This window comes from Xenorhabdus sp. SGI 60 (assembly GCF_056632175.1).
The window spans coordinates 1,865,386-1,882,038 of the sequence record NZ_CP196860.1; the positions used below are offsets into that span (position 1 = coordinate 1,865,386).

Genomic DNA, 16,653 nt, shown 5'->3' on the forward strand with positions numbered 1-16,653 from the left:
GGCGGGTATATCTCATGAAATTCAGTGAACTCTGGTTACGCGAGTGGGCAAACCCAGCCATTAATAGTGAAGCATTGTCTGATCAAATCACCATGGCGGGTTTGGAAGTTGATGGTGTTGAAAAAGTGGCAGGTCAATTCCACGGTGTATTTGTTGGTGAAGTTGTTGAGTGTGGACAACATCCAAATGCAGATAAGTTACGTGTCACAAAAGTTAATGTCGGCGGCGAACGTCTGTTGGACATTGTCTGTGGCGCACCTAATTGTCGTCAAGGGCTGCGTGTAGCTGTCGCTACAGTTGGTGCTGTGCTGCCAGATGATTTCAAAATTAAGCCCGCGAAATTGCGGGGCGAGCCGTCAGAAGGCATGCTGTGTTCATTTGCTGAACTAGGTATTGCTGACGATCAGGATGGCATTATTGAATTGCCAGCAGAAGCTCCGATAGGTGTTGATCTGCGTGATTACATGAAATTGGACGATAATGCGATTGAAATCAGCATTACACCAAACCGTGCTGACTGCCTGAGTATAATGGGAGTTGCCCGTGACGTTGCGGTTATCAATAAATTGCCCATGACAGAGCCGAAAATCGAAGCGGTTAAACCAACTACAGATGCAACATTCCCTATTCGTGTTGATGCTCCTGAAGCTTGTCCGCGCTATTTGGGGCGAGTGATCAAGAATGTGAACGTCAAGGCAATCACCCCATTGTGGATGCGTGAAAAACTGCGTCGTGGTGGTGTTCGTTCCATTGATCCGGTTGTTGATATCACCAACTATGTTTTGCTCGAATTGGGCCAACCATTACACGCGTTCGATTTGGAACGTTTGAATGGTTCAATTATCGTTCGCTTTGCTGAACAAGGTGAAAAACTTACTCTGCTAGATGGTAATGAAGTAGAACTTTCTGCTGAAACACTGATTATTTCTGATGAAAAACAATCAGTTGCTATGGCGGGAATTTTTGGCGGGGAATATTCTGGTGTTAATGCAGAAACACAGCATATTATGCTAGAATGTGCATACTTTTCACCGCTGGCAATTGCTGGTCGTGCTCGTCGTTATGGTTTGCATACTGATGCTTCCCACCGTTTTGAACGTGGTGTTGATCCACAGCTTCAGCATAAAGCGATGGAATATGCTACCCAGTTGTTGATCGACATCTGTGGTGGAGAGGCTGGGGAACTCGTTGATGTTACTAGCGAATCTCACTTACCAAAACCAGCAACGATTACGCTTAATCGCCATAAATTGGATCGCTTGATCGGTCATCATGTTGCTGATGAACAAGTAACAGATATCCTGACGCGTTTAGGTTGTCAGGTCACTGTCCAGAATGAAAGCTGGCAAGCGGTTGCCCCTGGCTGGCGTTTTGATATGCAAATCGAGGAAGATCTTGTTGAAGAGGTCGCCCGCATTTACGGTTATAACAACATTCCTGACGTTCCAGTGCGTGCAGATCTGATTATGACTTCACATCGTGAAGCTGATTTGCCATTGAAACGGGTTAAAACCATGCTGGTGGACAGAGGTTATCAAGAAGCGATTACTTATAGTTTCGTTGATCCTAAGATTCAGAAACATCTTCACCCGCAGGAAGAAGCGTTAATTTTGCCTAATCCAATTTCGGCGGATATGTCTGTAATGCGTTTGTCCTTGTTGACAGGATTATTGACAACTGTCGCCTATAATCAGAACCGTCAGCAAAACCGTGTCCGTTTATTCGAAACAGGGTTGCGTTTTGTGCCGGATGGAAATGCGGAACATGGCATCCGTCAGGAATTAATGCTTGGTGGTGTTATTGCGGGCAACCGTTTCGAAGAACACTGGTCGATTGAAAAACAATCAGTTGATTTCTTTGATTTGAAGGGTGATTTAGAATCTGTTTTAGAACTGACAGGTAAACTATCTGGTATTTCCTTTAAGGCAGAAGAACATCCTGCTTTACATCCTGGGCAAAGCGCTGGGATTTATCTGGAAAATAATTACATTGGCTATATCGGTGTTGTTCATCCAGAACTGGAGCGTAAACTTGACTTAAACGGCCGTACCGTGGTATTCGAGTTATTATGGACTGGTTTGGTAGACCGCGTGATCCCTGAGATAAAGGAAGTTTCTCGCTTCCCATCTAACCGCCGCGATATCGCCATCGTTGTGCCTGAAAATGTAGCCGCAGAAGATGTTCTGGCTGAATGTAAGAAAGTTGGCGTAAATCATATAGTTGGCATAAACTTATTTGACGTGTATTGTGGTAAAGGTGTCGCGGAAGGTTACAAGAGCCTTGCTATTAGCTTAATCTTGCAGGATACCATGCGTACACTGGAAGAAGAAGAAATTGCTGCGACCGTCAACACATGCGTTGCTGCACTAGAACAGCGATTCCAAGCATCCTTGAGGGACTGAACTTATGGCGCTTACTAAAGCTGAAATGTCAGAAAATCTGTTTGAAAAACTGGGTATTAGCAAGCGTGACGCTAAAGATCTGGTAGAAATGTTCTTTGAAGAAGTTCGTCGTTCTTTGGAGAATGGGGAACAAGTGAAATTATCTGGATTTGGCAACTTTGATTTGCGAGACAAAAATCAACGTCCAGGCCGTAATCCAAAAACAGGTGAAGATATTCCGATTACGGCTCGCCGTGTTGTCACTTTTCGCCCTGGTCAAAAATTGAAAAACAGAGTGGAAAAAGCGTTACCCAAAGAATAAATACATAAAAAGGCCGCGTCTTGCGGTCTTTTCTCTTACCTCTATTTTCATTGTACCCAATGGAAAGCGTATTTATTTTCTAAATGGCCTCACACATGCGCTCTGTTTATGAGTTGATCACCTATCAGAGAAAACGTAACCATCGCGTGATGGTGGTTTTGTCTGTTCTATTCGTTATTCTGTTTATCTTGTCATTATGTGCCGGTGAAATCTGGTTTTGGCCTGATCAATGGTTATCGGAGTCTGCTCGGTTATTTATTTGGCAGTTGAGATTGCCCAGGGCGATTGCCGTTATGGTGGTTGGTGCAAGTTTAGCCCTGTCAGGAGCAATTATGCAGGCTCTGTTCGAAAATCCGTTGGCGGAGCCGGGATTGCTTGGGATCAGTAATGGTGCCGGTGTTGTCGTAGTATGTTTAATACTGATCTTTCATGGTATTGCCCCATTGTGGTTATTAAGTGTTGGTGCAGTATTTGGGGCATTTTTCATGACCGCTATTTTGCTGGGATTTTCCAGAAAACATCAAGTGACCAATACCCGTCTGTTATTGATTGGTGTTGCTTTTGGGGTGGTCTTTGGTGCGTTGATGACATGGATGGTTTATTTCAGTACAAGTCTGGATCTCCGGCAATTGATGTATTGGATGATGGGAAGTTTCAGCGGTGTTGATTGGCGTCAAAAATGGCTGATTGTTGCATTGCTTCCTGCCATCTTATGGCTAAGCAGCAAAGGTAACATTTTGAATTACCTCTCTCTTGGGGAGTTACAGGCTCGGCAACTAGGGATCTCCCATCATAAATGGCGTAACGTATTTGTATCGGTCATTGGATTATTAGTTGGTTTGAGTGTTGCCCTTGCGGGAGCAATCAGTTTTATCGGTTTGGTTATTCCCCATATATTGAGATTGATTGGTTTGACTGATCATAAGGCATTACTTCCGGCCAGTGCATTGGCGGGAGGCAGTGGTTTACTGTTGGCAGATTTAATTTCCCGTCTGTCATTATCCCACGCAGAAGTGCCGATAGGCGTTGTCACCGTAACTTTAGGCTCCCCCATTTTTATATGGCTGTTATTAAGAACACGTCACTATTAAAAAATATCGAACTTACCCGCTAATGCAAGATAAGGAGATGAGGGTAACAACATGATCAGTCAGTCGATTTTGGAATTGGATGATATTACTGTTAACAACAGATTGAGTTCATTGTCTGAGTCTGTTACGGCGGGGAAACAGATTCATTTGGTGGGGCTTAATGGCTCAGGGAAAAGTACGTTGCTTGCAGTAATTGCGGGAGTTTTATCCTATAGCGGCACTATTTGTTTGCATGGCCGAAACTTGCAGGATTACCACCCGCCCGAATTGGCAAAGCGTCGGGCCTGGTTCTCTCAATCTTCTTCTGTTCCTATCATGCCGGTTTTTCAGTATTTAGATATGTTCCGCCCTGAGTGTGCACCATTGGCTCAAAGTGAATATGTGTTGTATGCACTTTGCCAGCAAATGAAGCTTCTGCCATTGCTTACTTCATCAATTGATCAACTCTCAGGCGGAGAGTGGCAGCGTGTCAGATTGGCGGGCACGTTTTTTCAGATATGGCCGGATCTGAATCCCGATGGAAGCTTACTCTTACTTGACGAGCCGACAAATAATCTTGATATCACCCAACAAGCCGTTTTAGATAAGTTAATAAAAAGATTCTGTGCACTGGGGGGAACGGTATTATTGAGTAGTCATGATCTAAACCACACGTATGAACAGGCAACAGAGGTATGGCTGCTCTCGCATGGAAAATTGCTAGTATCGGGTATACCAGAGAATGTAATGACAGAACGAAATTTATCAGAAGTTTTTGAGGTAAATATTGGACATATCAGAAATGCCAGCTATAAATTATGGAGGGTTAACCACGTATAATTTCTGTCAGTGAAATCCACCATAATCATTACCTACTATCTGTTTTTGGTGCTTGGTTGACCACAATTTGCTTTTCGTTGATGTTTCGTTAAAAAATCATCATCTAGAATCGATTGATTATAAAACAATTTGGGATAGACAAGGCATAAGGCGGTTATGGATAATTTTTTGCCATTTTCTCGTCCTGCAATTGGCGGCGAAGAGATAGAAGCGATAGAGAAAGTTTTACACTCAGGTTGGATTACTACAGGCCCACAAAACCATCAGTTAGAGCAAGATTTTTCTCTCATGTTTGGCTGCAAACATGCAATTGCTCTGTGTTCTGCGACGGCGGGAATGCATTTGGCTTTGTTGGCACTAGGCATAGGCCCAGGTGATGAAGTCATTACACCTTCCCAAACTTGGGTTTCCACTATCAATATAATTTGTTTGTTGGGCGCTGAACCTGTCATGGTTGATGTTGATCGTGATACCTTGATGGTCAGCGCAGAAACAATCAAAAAAGCGATTACCCCCAAAACCAAAGCAATTATTCCTGTCCATTATGCAGGAGCGCCTTGTGACCTTGACGCTCTCCGCGCGGTAGCTCAAAAAGCGAATATTCCCCTGATTGAAGATGCTGCCCATGCTGTCGGCACCTGTTATAAAAATGAATGGGTCGGAGAGCGGGGTACTGCAATCTTTTCTTTCCATGCGATTAAAAACATGACCTGCGCCGAAGGCGGCATGTTGGTCACAGATGATGATGAACTTGCCCAACGGATCCGTTGCTTAAAATTTCATGGTTTAGCTGTTGATGCTTTTGACAGACAAATTCAGGGTAGGAAACCTCAAGCGGAAGTGATTGAGCCGGGTTTTAAATACAACCTATCGGATATTCATGCAGCGATGGCAGTTGTGCAACTAGGCAAACTGGCATCAATGAATGCACGTCGTCGGGAGTTGGTGGCTCGCTATTCTGCCGCTCTTATCAACTCACCATTGCAAATGCTGAAAGTTCCCGAATATACGCATTTGCATTCTCATCATCTTTTTATGGTACGTGTTGACAAAGATATCTGTGGCATTGACCGCGATACTTTTATGGCACGACTAAAGGATAGAAATATTGGCACAGGTCTGCATTTCAGAGCCGCGCATACACAAAAATATTATCGTGAGCGTTATCCACAACTCTCCCTGCCGGTATCTGAGTGGAATTCATCAACACTGTGTTCATTACCTCTTTTTCCAGATATGAGTAATGACGATGTAGATCGTGTCGTGAATGTGATAACTGAAATTCTTTCGGAGCATAAGTAAGTGACATTTGAGAAGATCAAAAAAGTTTCAGTCGTTATTCCTGTTTACAACGAAGAAGATAGTTTACCCCAGTTATTGGAAAGAACGCTCGCAGCGTGTCAAAAATTAGAACAGAAATACGAATTAATCTTGGTCGATGATGGTAGCCGTGATAGTTCTGTCGAGATCTTAACTCAGACGGCTGAATCTCCAGAAAACCATGTGATTGCGATTTTGCTTAACCGTAATTATGGGCAACATTCAGCAATTATGGCCGGTTTCCATCAAGCTGACGGTGATCTGATTATTACACTTGATGCTGATTTGCAAAACCCGCCAGAAGAAATTCCTCGTTTGGTTAAAACAGCGGAAGAGGGATATGACGTCGTGGGTACACGTCGTCTTCATCGGCAGGACTCTTGGTTCCGTAAAACCGCTTCTAAAATAATCAATGCGATGATAACTAAGGCGACGGGGCGTTCAATGGGGGATTATGGTTGCATGTTACGCGCCTATCGACGTCATATTGTACAAGCAATGCTTCAATGCCATGAACGCAGCACGTTTATTCCCATCCTTGCTAACACCTTTGCCCGCAGAACAATAGAAATTGACGTAGCCCATGCAGAGCGTGAGTTTGGGGATTCTAAGTACAGTTTTATGAAACTGATAAACCTGATGTATGACCTTCTAACGTGCTTAACAACTGCACCATTGCGGTTACTGAGTGTCGCGGGAAGTATCATTGCCATAACAGGTTTCTTGTTGGCGGTGTTATTGATTGTTCTACGCCTTATATTTGGCTCAATGTGGGCTGCTGAAGGGGTGTTTACCCTGTTTGCTATTCTTTTCATGTTCCTTGGAGCACAATTCGTCGCCATGGGACTGTTGGGTGAATACATTGGTCGAATATATAACGATGTTCGTGCTCGCCCGCGCTATTTTATTCAAAAAGTGGTCGGAGTTAAGAAGACTAACGACAATCAGGAAGAAAGCTAATGAAAGCAGTTATTTTTGCCTATCACGATATTGGTTGTGTCGGACTTAATGCATTAGTTAAAGCGGGTTTTGATGTTCAGGCCGTATTCACTCACACTGATAATCCAAATGAAAATCACTTTTTCTCTTCTGTTGCACGTATCGGCGCTGATTTGGGTTTACCTGTGTTTGCGCCAGAAAATGTGAATCACCCACTTTGGGTTGAACGCATTCGTGAGATGAAACCAGATGTTATTTTCTCTTTTTACTATCGCAACATGCTTAACCAGAAAATTCTGTCACTGGCGGAAAAAGGGGCATTTAACCTTCATGGCTCCTTGTTGCCGAAATATCGTGGCCGTGCTCCTGTTAACTGGGTAGTACTCAATGGAGAGACCGAAACCGGTGTAACATTACATAAAATGCTGGAGAAGCCAGATGCGGGAGATATTATCGCGCAACAGGTTGTACAGATTGCTGAAAATGATACCTCCTTGATAATTCATGGAAAAATACGTGAAGCGGCAGTTGAATTATTGGATGGTATTCTGCCTCAAATAAAATCCGGTCATTATCCATCAATTCCACAGGATGAAAGCCAGGCTACTTATTTTGGCCGTCGCACCGCTGAAGATGGTGAAATAGTATGGAATAAGTCTGCTAGAGAAATTAATAACTTAGTTAGGGCAGTGACAGAACCCTACCCAGGGGCATTTACTTTTCTCGGTGAGCGTAAGATGACGATTTGGCGTTCACGGCCGCTTAATCAATCCCACGGGAAACGCCCAGGAACCGTAATCTCGACTGATCCATTTGTGATTGTTTGTGGTGAAGGTACGCTGGAAATTATTAGCGGGCAAGGAGAGTCAGGGCTTTATGTTCAAGGTAATCGATTAGCTCTTGATATGGGCGTTGTGGCTGGGGTTTATGTTGGCCCTAAAGCAACCGCTCAAATCAGTCATCGTAAGCGCGTACTCATTTTAGGCGTCAATGGATTCATTGGTAATCATCTGACTGAACGCTTGTTGAGTGATGGCAATTATGACATTTACGGGATGGATATTGGCTCTTCGGCGATTGAGCGATTTATTGGTAATCCTCGCTTTCACTTTATTGAAGGTGATATCAGCATTCATACTGAATGGATTGAATATCACATCAAAAAATGTGATGTCATCCTGCCATTAGTGGCAATCGCAACGCCGATTGAATATACCCGTAATCCTTTGCGAGTCTTTGAACTGGATTTTGAAGAGAACCTTAAAATTGTTCGGTATTGTGTTAAATACAATAAACGGATTATTTTCCCATCAACATCCGAAGTTTATGGTATGTGTGATGATAAAGAATTTGATGAAGATACTTCGCGTCTGATTGTTGGACCTATTAATAAACAGCGTTGGATCTATTCAGTTTCAAAACAACTACTTGATCGAGTTATTTGGGCATATGGCACACAACAGGGCCTGAAATTTACCTTATTCCGTCCATTTAACTGGATGGGGCCAAGACTGGATAACTTAAATTCAGCGCGCATTGGTAGTTCAAGAGCTATTACCCAATTGATTTTGAACTTGGTGGAAGGCTCGCCGATTAAACTGGTGGATGGGGGAGAACAAAAACGCTGTTTCACTGATATCCATGATGGTATCGAAGCCCTGTTTAGGATCATTGAAAACCGTGACGGGCTATGTGATAGCCAAATAATCAATATCGGTAATCCAATAAATGAAGCGAGCATCCGCCAGTTGGCTGAAATGTTATTAGACAGCTTCGAAAAACATGATTTGCGAGGCTACTTTCCCCCATTTGCTGGATTTAAGAAGATCGAAAGCAGCAGCTATTATGGACGAGGCTATCAGGATGTCGCACACCGCAAACCCAGTATTAAAAATGCAGAGCGTCTGTTAGGTTGGAAACCCACGATTGATATGCAGCAAACCATTGATGAAACATTGGATTTTTTTCTGCGTGGCGCAGTTGAAGAATCCAAAGGGAAAAACTAAAAAGTCAATTGGAAAACAGAGGAAGAGAGCGGGAATAACGTAATGAAAAAAGTGGGTTTGAGAATTGATGTGGACACTTATCAAGGCACTAAGGAAGGTGTACCACGGTTGCTTGAAGTTTTACAAAAGCACCATATTCAAGCCAGCTTTTTCTTTAGTGTTGGCCCGGACAATATGGGGCGTCATTTATGGCGCCTGTTGCGTCCGAAATTTCTCTGGAAGATGCTGAGATCAAATGCGGTGTCTCTTTATGGCCTGGATATTTTATTGGCGGGTACAGCCTGGCCGGGGAAAAAAATCGCAAAAGATTTAGGACATTTGATGAAACAAACAATGGATGCAGGCCATGAAGTTGGTTTACATGCATGGGATCATCAAGGTTGGCAGGCAAAAGCAGGGCGTTGGTCGGAGAATAAATTAACAGAACAAGTGAAGTTAGGTGTTGGCGCTTTGGAAAAGGCAACAGGAAAAGCCGTTACATGCTCAGCCGTTGCGGGTTGGCGAGCCGATGAACGTGTGCTGGCTGTTAAACAATATTTTGGTTTTGATTACAACAGTGATTGCCGCGGAACACATCCATTCAGGCCACTCTTGCCCAATGGACAAACGGGAACTGTACAAATTCCTGTCACATTACCTACCTATGATGAAGTTGTTGGAACACAAGTCAGCGATGCAGATTTTAATCACTTTATCCTTGAAGCGATTAAAAATGATCATGGGGTTCCTGTTTATACGATCCATACCGAAGTCGAAGGGATGTCGAAATCTTCACAATTTGAGACATTGCTGGACATGCTTCATCAACAAGATATTCAGTTCTGTAAATTAAGCCATTTGTTACCAGAAAATAGGGATACGCTCCCTGTTGGGAAAATTGTTCGTTCGGATTTTCCTGGTCGTGAAGGCTGGTTAGGTTGCCAACAAGAGGTATAACATAAGATGTTGAACACACGAACGAGTAAAGCAGGAGCCGTTCTGATGGTTCTTTTTTTTGTTCTTACTTACTTATTGCCTCTGGAGAGTCGTTTATTATGGCAGCCGGATGAAACTCGGTATGCTGAAATTAGCCGGGAAATGCTGCAACGTGGGGATTGGATCGTACCTTACTTCTTGGATATTCGCTATTTTGAAAAACCAGTAGCAGGGTATTGGATCAACAACATTAGCCAGTGGATTTTTGGTGACAATAATTTTGCTGTTCGTTTTGGTTCAGTATTCAGTATCCTAATCAGCGTATTTCTTCTTTATCGTTTGGCGATGATGATGTGGCAATGTCGTCAGACTGCTTTCGTTTCCAGCCTGATTTACATTTCCATGTTTATTGTTTTTTCCATTGGTACTTACAGTGTCCTGGATCCTCTGTTTTCTTTATGGATTACAGCGGGGATCGTGAGCTGTTATTGGGCGCTTAAGGCGGTGGCGATCCGAGAACGAATTTTGGCATGGTCTGTTCTGGGGTTGACCTGTGGGATGGCTTTTATGACAAAAGGATTTCTGGCATTGGCGTTACCCGTGATTGCCATGCTACCCATTACGATATACCAAAGACGCTTTTGGGAAATGATTCGTTTTGGGCCTCTTGCCGTGATTTTTGCTGTTTTAATCAGCCTGCCATGGGTGATTGCGATTGCTGCGCGTGAGCCGGATTACTGGCATTATTTCTTTTGGGTAGAGCATATACAGCGTTTTGCTTCTGAGAAAGCTCAGCATATTGCACCTGTTTGGTATTACTTACCCATATTGATCTTAGGCGTGATCCCGTGGTTAGGATTACTACCAGGTGCTTTAATCAAAAGCTGGAAAGAGAAAAAAAGTCACCCGGAAATGTTTTTCTTGTTTTGCTGGTTTGTTGTTCCATTTGTATTTTTCAGCATCGCAAAAGGGAAACTGCCAACTTACGTTTTACCCTTTATCGGCCCCTTAGCAATGATGATGGCAAAATATGCTGTTGATTGTGTCAAAAATGGCAACATGAAAATTTTGAAAATAAATGGATTGGTAAATGTCTTCATTGGATTGCTTGCCATTTTGGTACTTTTTATCCTGGAAACCTTAAAAAATCCCCCACTTTATCAACCCGACGAATGGCTAAAATGGATTGTGGGAATTATTGCCTTTGGTGTTTGGAGTGGGATTGGTTATTTTTGTTTTATTCGCGATGGTAAATATTGGTTATGGGCTGCCGCTTGTTCAATTATGCTCAACTTATCGATAGGGAGTGCTTTGCCTGATAAAACGATAAATTCGAAACTTCCCCAGCATTTCATTCAGCAAAACGAAAAAGAGTTGTCTGACAGTAAATATATTTTGACTCAATCTGTTGGAGTGGGAGCAGCAATTGCATGGGAATTGAAACGTAGTGATATTTATATGGTTGATCGTCCTGGGGAGTTAGAATATGGCCTTGCTTACCCTGATAGCCAATATCGATATATCACGGAGCAAGAATTTCCTGCGTGGCTAGTGAAAGCACGTAAAAAAGGCCAAGTCGCTATTGTTTTTCTATTACCCTCAGAAGGTGAATTGTCTGAATTACCGGAACCAGATTTTGTGCGTCGTAACCATAGATTTGTACTTGTGATTTATAAGAAACAGCCATGAGCAGCAATATAATATTATTGATTTTGGTTAGTTTGCTGACTTGTGCGGGGCAATTATGCCAGAAGCAGGCAGTTATTTGTTGGCAGAAAAAAGATACTCCGCATAAAGTGGTATCGATGGCGATATGGCTGTCCAGTGCTATTCTTCTGCTAGGAATAGGGATGATATTTTGGTTGCGATTATTGCAATTTTTTCCACTGAGCATTGCTTACCCTATGCTTAGTATAAATTTTGTCATAGTGACTTTGATTGGGCAATTTCTGTATCAGGAAAAGGTGGGGTTAAAGCACTGGATGGGGGTTTTTGCCATTATGTTCGGGATCTTATTGATGAGTTTCAGTCAATGAAAGGTTATCTTTGGGGGATGGCGAGTGTCTTGCTGATCACTGTAGCGCAATTGTTATTGAAGTGGGGAGTTGCTCATCTGCCGGAACTTTCGTTATCAATGCATTGGCTGGATATCAACTGGCTTTGGGCAAATCACAATCCTTTGTTGATGATTACGGCAGGATTGGCGGGTTATATACTCTCCATGTTATGTTGGTTTTTCACATTGAAATATCTGCCATTGAATAAAGCGTACCCTATTATTAGCTTGAGTTATGCCTTTGTTTATTTAATGGTGGTTTTATTACCTTGGTTTAGTGAAACTATCTCACTGTTAAAAACGTTGGGGATTTTTTTCATCTTATTGGGCGTTTGGTTAATCAGCAGACCGGAAACAAAATAGATAAAGTTTGTCGTTTCTACGTGGTGATTGAGGAAAGAGTGATGACAGAGGGAAAGCGGATGGTAATAAAAGTAAGACATTTATGCTTGATATTGAGTTTCTTTCTTATTGGTTGTACCAACCCAGCTTCCAAACCTAATTCGTCTCCGTTGAAGGCCGCTCTCTCTGATCCGATAATGGTCATTGCTCAGTTAAAAGATCAACTTGAGCAATGGCAGAATACGCCGTATCGCTATGGTGGCATGGATAGGCATGGTATTGACTGTTCCGGCTTTGTGTACCGGACTTTTTCTGATCGTTTTAATATTCAGCTTCCCCGGACAACAAATGAACAAACTCAAATAGGTACACGGATAAACCAAGATGATCTGATGCCAGGGGATCTGGTTTTTTTCAAAACTGGCAGTGGAAAGAGTGGGTTGCATGTAGGTATTTACGATACTAACAATGCGTTTATTCATGCATCCACAAGTAAAGGCGTAATACGTTCTTCTCTTGATAATGTGTATTGGCGTCGTGTTTTTTGGCAAGCTCGTAGGATTTAACGCCACTTTATTCCTCACAATACAAGAATGTCTTGAACTCCGGCAAATATCCATTTTCCCGGAATTTAGCGGGCGTAGTATTAAAATGTTTTTTAAATATTCGGGTAAATGTAGCTTGAGAGTTAAAGCCATTAAGAATTTCTTTCTTATCTGCTTCTCATCATTAAAAGGGAATAAACGATAACCTTTTATTGGCGAAGATAGATCTGTGGCTGATGTGTTTCAGGATGCTGCATAACGCCCAAATCGGCTTGATACCATTGCTTAAGAATATCGTCACGCAGTACTTCTTGCGGCGTGCCGGATGCCACTAAGCGACCTTTGTGCAACAGGATAATTTTATCTGCGTAAAGTGAAGCCAGGTTTAAATCATGAAGTACACAACAGGCAGCAATGGGATGTTGTCGTGTCAGTCGGTGAACCAATCGCAATGTATGTTGTTGGTGATAAAGATCCAATGCTGACGTGGGTTCATCTAAAAACAGACAAGATTCGGTAGGTTCAGGATGCCAAAGTTGAGCTAAAACTCTTGCCAGTTGCACCCGTTGTTGTTCCCCCCCAGATAATTGCTGATAATTCCTGTTTCTCAGTTCTTCACACTCTGTCAAAGCAATCGCTTCATCAATGGCGGTTCTTTTGTGGGTATTTTCATGGGGAACACGTCCCATAGCGATGACTTCCTCTACACTAAATGGAAAGGAGAGGGCGCTATATTGCCGCATGACTGCACGAATTCGAGCCAGTTGCTGAGTTGGCCAGCGAGAAATGGGAATTCCTTTTAACAGACAGTCTCCCGAACTGGGTAGGATATAGCCGGTCAATAGACGTAACAGTGTTGATTTCCCTGCCCCGTTTGGGCCAATAATTGCGACAACTTCTCCTTGTCGCAGGGAAAGGGAAACATCTTTGATTATTTGACGCTGCCCGATGAAATAATTTAAATTTTGTGCTTCAAGTAAATGAGTTGACATGATCGGTTCCATTATGAACGGTCTTTTGATGGCTTAAGAATGAGCCATAAAAAATAGGGGGCACCGATCAAACCAGTGATAAGACCTACTGGCATTTCAGCAGGAGAAACTAATGTTCTGGCTAATGTGTCGGCTTTTAACAGAAGACAGGCACCACCCAGGGCAGATATCGGCAGTAACCAGATATGATCCCCTCCAAATCGTTGTCTGGCAAGGTGTGGGATAACTAAGCCGATGAAACCAATGACACCGGTCAAAGCAACGGCACATCCAACTAACAAGGCACTTAACAGCAATAATTGATATTTGGTGCGTTGGACATTAATGCCTAAATAGTGCGCTTCTTCATCACCCAGTTGCAGCAAATTGAGTTTACGTGACTGACTGATTGTCAGCATACAAACAGGGATAATGAGTGATGCAGCAATCGCCAGTGTTGGCCACTCTATTTGACTGAGTGAACCCATCATCCAAATGGAAAATTGGCGTAATTGTTGGTCGTTACTGATATAGCTCAATACACCAATAAATGACGAACATAGTGCATTAATGGCGATGCCTGCAAGGAGTAGCTTTGACAAGTTGCCTTGGTTATATTTGTTGAGCATGAATATCAGGGATGATACCAATAAACTGCCAATAAAAGCGGCAATAATATGTCCGTACAACGCAATGCTGGCAGGTAGGGCGAAAGGCAACACAATAAACATTGCGACGGTAAGTGCTGCACCACTACTGATCCCTAATAATCCAGGATCGGCCAGAGGGTTACGAAATAACCCTTGCATTACGGCACCAGATATCGCCAGCGCTCCTCCAACGAGGATTGCCAGCAAAATACGTGGCAGGCGAATATTTAACCATATTTGCCACTGTGGGTCGTCCAAAGAGGATTCCCACAGTGTTTTAAAAGAGAGTGGCAATGCCCCCATATTTGCTGAACTAATAGCCAGAAGGAACAGCAACAAACTCAGTACTATCACACCGAGACTGGGGGAGCGGGAATGGCTCATTGCACCTTCTCCGCAGCATTACGGACTTGTTTCATCACAGCAGGCGTTTGCAGACCAAACCCAAGCAGACCCATTTCATCAACAACCACGACCTGTTTTTTCTTTCCTGCCGGTGTGAAACTTAACCCGGGAAGCTGCCAAACTTTATCCATCCCGCCCAACGTTTTTAGCCCTTCGGTGCTGACCAGCAGTAAGTCCGGCTTGCTGGCAATAACACCTTCTTGAGATAAGGGCCGATATCCCTGGAAGCCTTGCATCGCATTTTTTGCACCAATGGCACGAATAATTTGATCGGCTGCTGTTTTCTGACCAGCTGCCATTGGCATGATGCCACCATGACTCATGATAAAGACTATTTTGGTGGAAATATCTGACGTGGCGATATCTGCGAGTTGTTGCCGATATTGGGCAATCAATGCTTCACCACGTTTTTCCTGGTTGACCGCCCTGGCGACGGTCATGATTTTTGCAGGAACGGCTTCTAACGAGGTTTCGCTGGTTACTTTAATGACTTTTACACCGGAATCTTCGACTTGCTTGAGTACCAGGGAAGGTTGAGCCGACTCACTTGCAATCACCAGTGATGGGCGCATAGATAGAATCCCTTCTGAATTCAACATCCTCATATACCCGATATCGGGTAAGGAAAGCAGTTCCTTGGGATTTTGGCTGGTACTGTCCCTTGCGACAACATGCTGTCCTTCGCCAAGTGCAAAAATAATTTCAGACACATCGCCACCAATGGTAACAATGCGTTCAGCAGAGAACACATTGAAAGAGATGGCAAGCATAAATGTTAGAAGCCATTTTTTCATGCTACACAAGTTTCCTGTTCTGGTTGCAGTTTAGGTAAAGCAGCAATTTGTTCACGCCATTGGGCTTGCTCAGGGGTACCTTCAGTGCGTTGGCCGTATAACTGTGCGATTTGGTTGCCATCGGCATCAAACAACTCAAGACTGGTAACGAAACCACAATCGGTTGGTTTACGGGTAACCCAGCTTTCTGCAACGGCACTTTCAATCAGGTGCAGAGTGAAATTGCGATTGAAAATGTTGAGCCATTTCTGGGAAGAGTTTTCTTCCTGATAAGGCATCAGACGTTCCAGTTTACCTGTGAAAATCTGGACACAACCACGGTTTCCGACAAAGATCATGATTTCGTTTTGATCTTGATGGGCAACTTCAACAAGTTGAGTGAGTGCTGAATTATCCACGCGATAAGCCAAATCATCTTTCACTGCGTTGAAAATCTGCTGGCGGTTAAGATTGTGGCGTTTCATCATGATAAAAAACTGATGAACATCCGTCATGGCACGCCATTCTTCATCTAACTGTACTTTCAGTTGTTCCGTAACTTCTGCATGTTCAGGCACGTCTTCCGGTTGAATTTCCAGCGTTGGGTTTTCACTAGTCTGATATTTTTCGATCAGTGCACCCCATGCAACCATATCGGTGTTACTGGTGGCATAGACTTTATGTAACGCATCGCCTTGGTGGTCAAAGAATTGAATGCTGTGACGCACGCCATTCCTGGCGGGTTCAACCAAAGAGAAAACGCTGCTCCAGTGTTCGAAGAATAGACGCAAGTCAAGCTCACGTGGATTAAGGATCAAACCAACATGTGGGCTAAATTTGGTATTTTCGTAGCGGCCAATATGTTCATGAACGGCAAAATCATTACGGGTAATCGCCTTGGTTTCGCCAACTGCTGCCAGTTCTTGAAGCAGGGTAGGAGCGTCAATATTCAAACGTTCTGCGTCGATACCGACACGGCTATGCAATAACTCTCCTTCGCTGACGTTAAGATAAGCCGCCAGATCGCGTGCATATTTAGCTTTGTTTTCTGCCTTGGCTTGTAGGTAACGTTCATAAAGTGACTGATTCACAGTTGCTGGCTCCTTAAAAAACGGTGT

General features: G+C 43.3%; 16 protein-coding genes and 1 pseudogene. 12 read left to right on the forward strand and 5 right to left on the reverse strand.

Annotated elements, in window-relative coordinates; all coding sequences use genetic code 11:
- Positions 1–14 precede the first annotated feature (14 nt).
- The 12 genes from pheT (at position 15) to ACSJJG_RS09015 (ending at position 12,757) form a co-directional block, all read left to right on the forward strand.
- Complete coding sequence (gene pheT / locus ACSJJG_RS08960; RefSeq protein ID WP_481089122.1) at positions 15–2,402, forward strand: phenylalanine--tRNA ligase subunit beta; 2,388 nt, start codon at positions 15–17, stop codon at positions 2,400–2,402.
- Between the two features lie 4 nt (positions 2,403–2,406).
- Complete coding sequence (gene ihfA, locus ACSJJG_RS08965) at positions 2,407–2,703, forward strand: integration host factor subunit alpha (protein WP_038233943.1); 297 nt, start codon at positions 2,407–2,409, stop codon at positions 2,701–2,703.
- Between the two features lie 95 nt (positions 2,704–2,798).
- Positions 2,799–3,794, forward strand: coding sequence for a vitamin B12 ABC transporter permease BtuC (gene btuC / locus ACSJJG_RS08970; RefSeq protein ID WP_481089123.1), 996 nt, complete (start codon positions 2,799–2,801; stop codon positions 3,792–3,794).
- Between the two features lie 51 nt (positions 3,795–3,845).
- Positions 3,846–4,613 (forward strand): vitamin B12 ABC transporter ATP-binding protein BtuD, encoded by a 768-nt coding sequence (gene btuD, locus ACSJJG_RS08975; protein WP_481089124.1) that lies wholly within the window; start codon positions 3,846–3,848, stop codon positions 4,611–4,613.
- A 156-nt stretch (positions 4,614–4,769) separates the two neighbouring features.
- Entirely contained in the window at positions 4,770–5,915 is a 1,146-nt protein-coding gene (arnB, locus tag ACSJJG_RS08980) for a UDP-4-amino-4-deoxy-L-arabinose aminotransferase (protein WP_481089125.1), read from the forward strand.
- Complete coding sequence (arnC, locus tag ACSJJG_RS08985) at positions 5,916–6,893, forward strand: undecaprenyl-phosphate 4-deoxy-4-formamido-L-arabinose transferase (RefSeq protein WP_481089126.1); 978 nt, start codon at positions 5,916–5,918, stop codon at positions 6,891–6,893. It begins immediately after the preceding gene.
- Positions 6,893–8,878: a bifunctional UDP-4-amino-4-deoxy-L-arabinose formyltransferase/UDP-glucuronic acid oxidase ArnA gene (arnA, locus tag ACSJJG_RS08990; protein WP_481089127.1), complete on the forward strand. Its 1,986-nt coding sequence runs from the start codon at positions 6,893–6,895 to the stop codon at positions 8,876–8,878. The genes arnC and arnA overlap by 1 nt, the downstream gene beginning before the upstream one ends.
- Before the next feature lie 42 nt (positions 8,879–8,920).
- A complete protein-coding gene (gene arnD / locus ACSJJG_RS08995) occupies positions 8,921–9,814 on the forward strand; it encodes a 4-deoxy-4-formamido-L-arabinose-phosphoundecaprenol deformylase (RefSeq protein WP_481089128.1) in 894 nt (297 codons plus the stop codon).
- A 6-nt stretch (positions 9,815–9,820) separates the two neighbouring features.
- Complete coding sequence (gene arnT / locus ACSJJG_RS09000) at positions 9,821–11,482, forward strand: lipid IV(A) 4-amino-4-deoxy-L-arabinosyltransferase (RefSeq protein ID WP_481089129.1); 1,662 nt, start codon at positions 9,821–9,823, stop codon at positions 11,480–11,482.
- Entirely contained in the window at positions 11,479–11,829 is a 351-nt protein-coding gene (arnE, locus tag ACSJJG_RS09005; protein ID WP_481089130.1) for a 4-amino-4-deoxy-L-arabinose-phosphoundecaprenol flippase subunit ArnE, read from the forward strand. Before arnT ends, arnE begins: the two co-directional genes overlap by 4 nt.
- Positions 11,826–12,212: a 4-amino-4-deoxy-L-arabinose-phosphoundecaprenol flippase subunit ArnF gene (gene arnF, locus ACSJJG_RS09010; protein ID WP_481089131.1), complete on the forward strand. Its 387-nt coding sequence runs from the start codon at positions 11,826–11,828 to the stop codon at positions 12,210–12,212. Before arnE ends, arnF begins: the two co-directional genes overlap by 4 nt.
- Before the next feature lie 59 nt (positions 12,213–12,271).
- On the forward strand, positions 12,272–12,757 hold the full coding sequence (locus tag ACSJJG_RS09015) for a C40 family peptidase (protein ID WP_481090413.1): 486 nt from the start codon (positions 12,272–12,274) through the stop codon (positions 12,755–12,757).
- A 7-nt stretch (positions 12,758–12,764) separates the two neighbouring features.
- Here the strand turns inward: ACSJJG_RS09015 and ACSJJG_RS09020 are convergent.
- The 5 genes and pseudogenes from ACSJJG_RS09020 to ACSJJG_RS09040 all read right to left on the reverse strand — a co-directional run.
- Positions 12,765–12,887, reverse strand: a pseudogene (locus tag ACSJJG_RS09020) (helix-turn-helix domain-containing protein); the annotation flags it as partial.
- 58 nt (positions 12,888–12,945) lie between these two features.
- On the reverse strand, positions 12,946–13,740 hold the full coding sequence (locus ACSJJG_RS09025) for a heme ABC transporter ATP-binding protein (RefSeq protein ID WP_481089132.1): 795 nt from the start codon (positions 13,738–13,740) through the stop codon (positions 12,946–12,948).
- Positions 13,740–14,741, reverse strand: coding sequence for a FecCD family ABC transporter permease (locus ACSJJG_RS09030; RefSeq protein WP_481089133.1), 1,002 nt, complete (start codon positions 14,739–14,741; stop codon positions 13,740–13,742). The genes ACSJJG_RS09025 and ACSJJG_RS09030 overlap by 1 nt, the downstream gene beginning before the upstream one ends.
- Complete coding sequence (locus tag ACSJJG_RS09035; protein WP_481089134.1) at positions 14,738–15,556, reverse strand: heme/hemin ABC transporter substrate-binding protein; 819 nt, start codon at positions 15,554–15,556, stop codon at positions 14,738–14,740. The genes ACSJJG_RS09030 and ACSJJG_RS09035 overlap by 4 nt, the downstream gene beginning before the upstream one ends.
- The gene (locus ACSJJG_RS09040; protein WP_481089135.1) at positions 15,553–16,626 is read right to left on the reverse strand and encodes a hemin-degrading factor; all 1,074 of its coding nucleotides are present in this window, start codon (positions 16,624–16,626) and stop codon (positions 15,553–15,555) included. Before ACSJJG_RS09040 ends, ACSJJG_RS09035 begins: the two co-directional genes overlap by 4 nt.
- Positions 16,627–16,653: the final 27 nt, after the last annotated feature.

What these genes read in the sequence shown, in the direction of transcription:
- pheT (WP_481089122.1), top strand. Translation starts at nt 15, where the DNA reads ATGAAATTCAGTGAACTCTGGTTACGCGAGTGGGCAAACCCAGCCATT.
- ihfA (WP_038233943.1), top strand. Translation starts at nt 2,407, where the DNA reads ATGGCGCTTACTAAAGCTGAAATGTCAGAAAATCTGTTTGAAAAACTG.
- btuC (WP_481089123.1), top strand. Translation starts at nt 2,799, where the DNA reads ATGCGCTCTGTTTATGAGTTGATCACCTATCAGAGAAAACGTAACCAT.
- btuD (WP_481089124.1), top strand. Translation starts at nt 3,846, where the DNA reads ATGATCAGTCAGTCGATTTTGGAATTGGATGATATTACTGTTAACAAC.
- arnB (WP_481089125.1), top strand. Translation starts at nt 4,770, where the DNA reads ATGGATAATTTTTTGCCATTTTCTCGTCCTGCAATTGGCGGCGAAGAG.
- arnA (WP_481089127.1), top strand. Translation starts at nt 6,893, where the DNA reads ATGAAAGCAGTTATTTTTGCCTATCACGATATTGGTTGTGTCGGACTT.
- arnD (WP_481089128.1), top strand. Translation starts at nt 8,921, where the DNA reads ATGAAAAAAGTGGGTTTGAGAATTGATGTGGACACTTATCAAGGCACT.
- arnT (WP_481089129.1), top strand. Translation starts at nt 9,821, where the DNA reads ATGTTGAACACACGAACGAGTAAAGCAGGAGCCGTTCTGATGGTTCTT.
- arnE (WP_481089130.1), top strand. Translation starts at nt 11,479, where the DNA reads ATGAGCAGCAATATAATATTATTGATTTTGGTTAGTTTGCTGACTTGT.
- arnF (WP_481089131.1), top strand. Translation starts at nt 11,826, where the DNA reads ATGAAAGGTTATCTTTGGGGGATGGCGAGTGTCTTGCTGATCACTGTA.
- ACSJJG_RS09015 (WP_481090413.1), top strand. Translation starts at nt 12,272, where the DNA reads ATGGTAATAAAAGTAAGACATTTATGCTTGATATTGAGTTTCTTTCTT.
- ACSJJG_RS09025 (WP_481089132.1), bottom strand. Translation starts at nt 13,740, where the DNA reads ATGGAACCGATCATGTCAACTCATTTACTTGAAGCACAAAATTTAAAT.
- ACSJJG_RS09030 (WP_481089133.1), bottom strand. Translation starts at nt 14,741, where the DNA reads ATGAGCCATTCCCGCTCCCCCAGTCTCGGTGTGATAGTACTGAGTTTG.
- ACSJJG_RS09035 (WP_481089134.1), bottom strand. Translation starts at nt 15,556, where the DNA reads ATGAAAAAATGGCTTCTAACATTTATGCTTGCCATCTCTTTCAATGTG.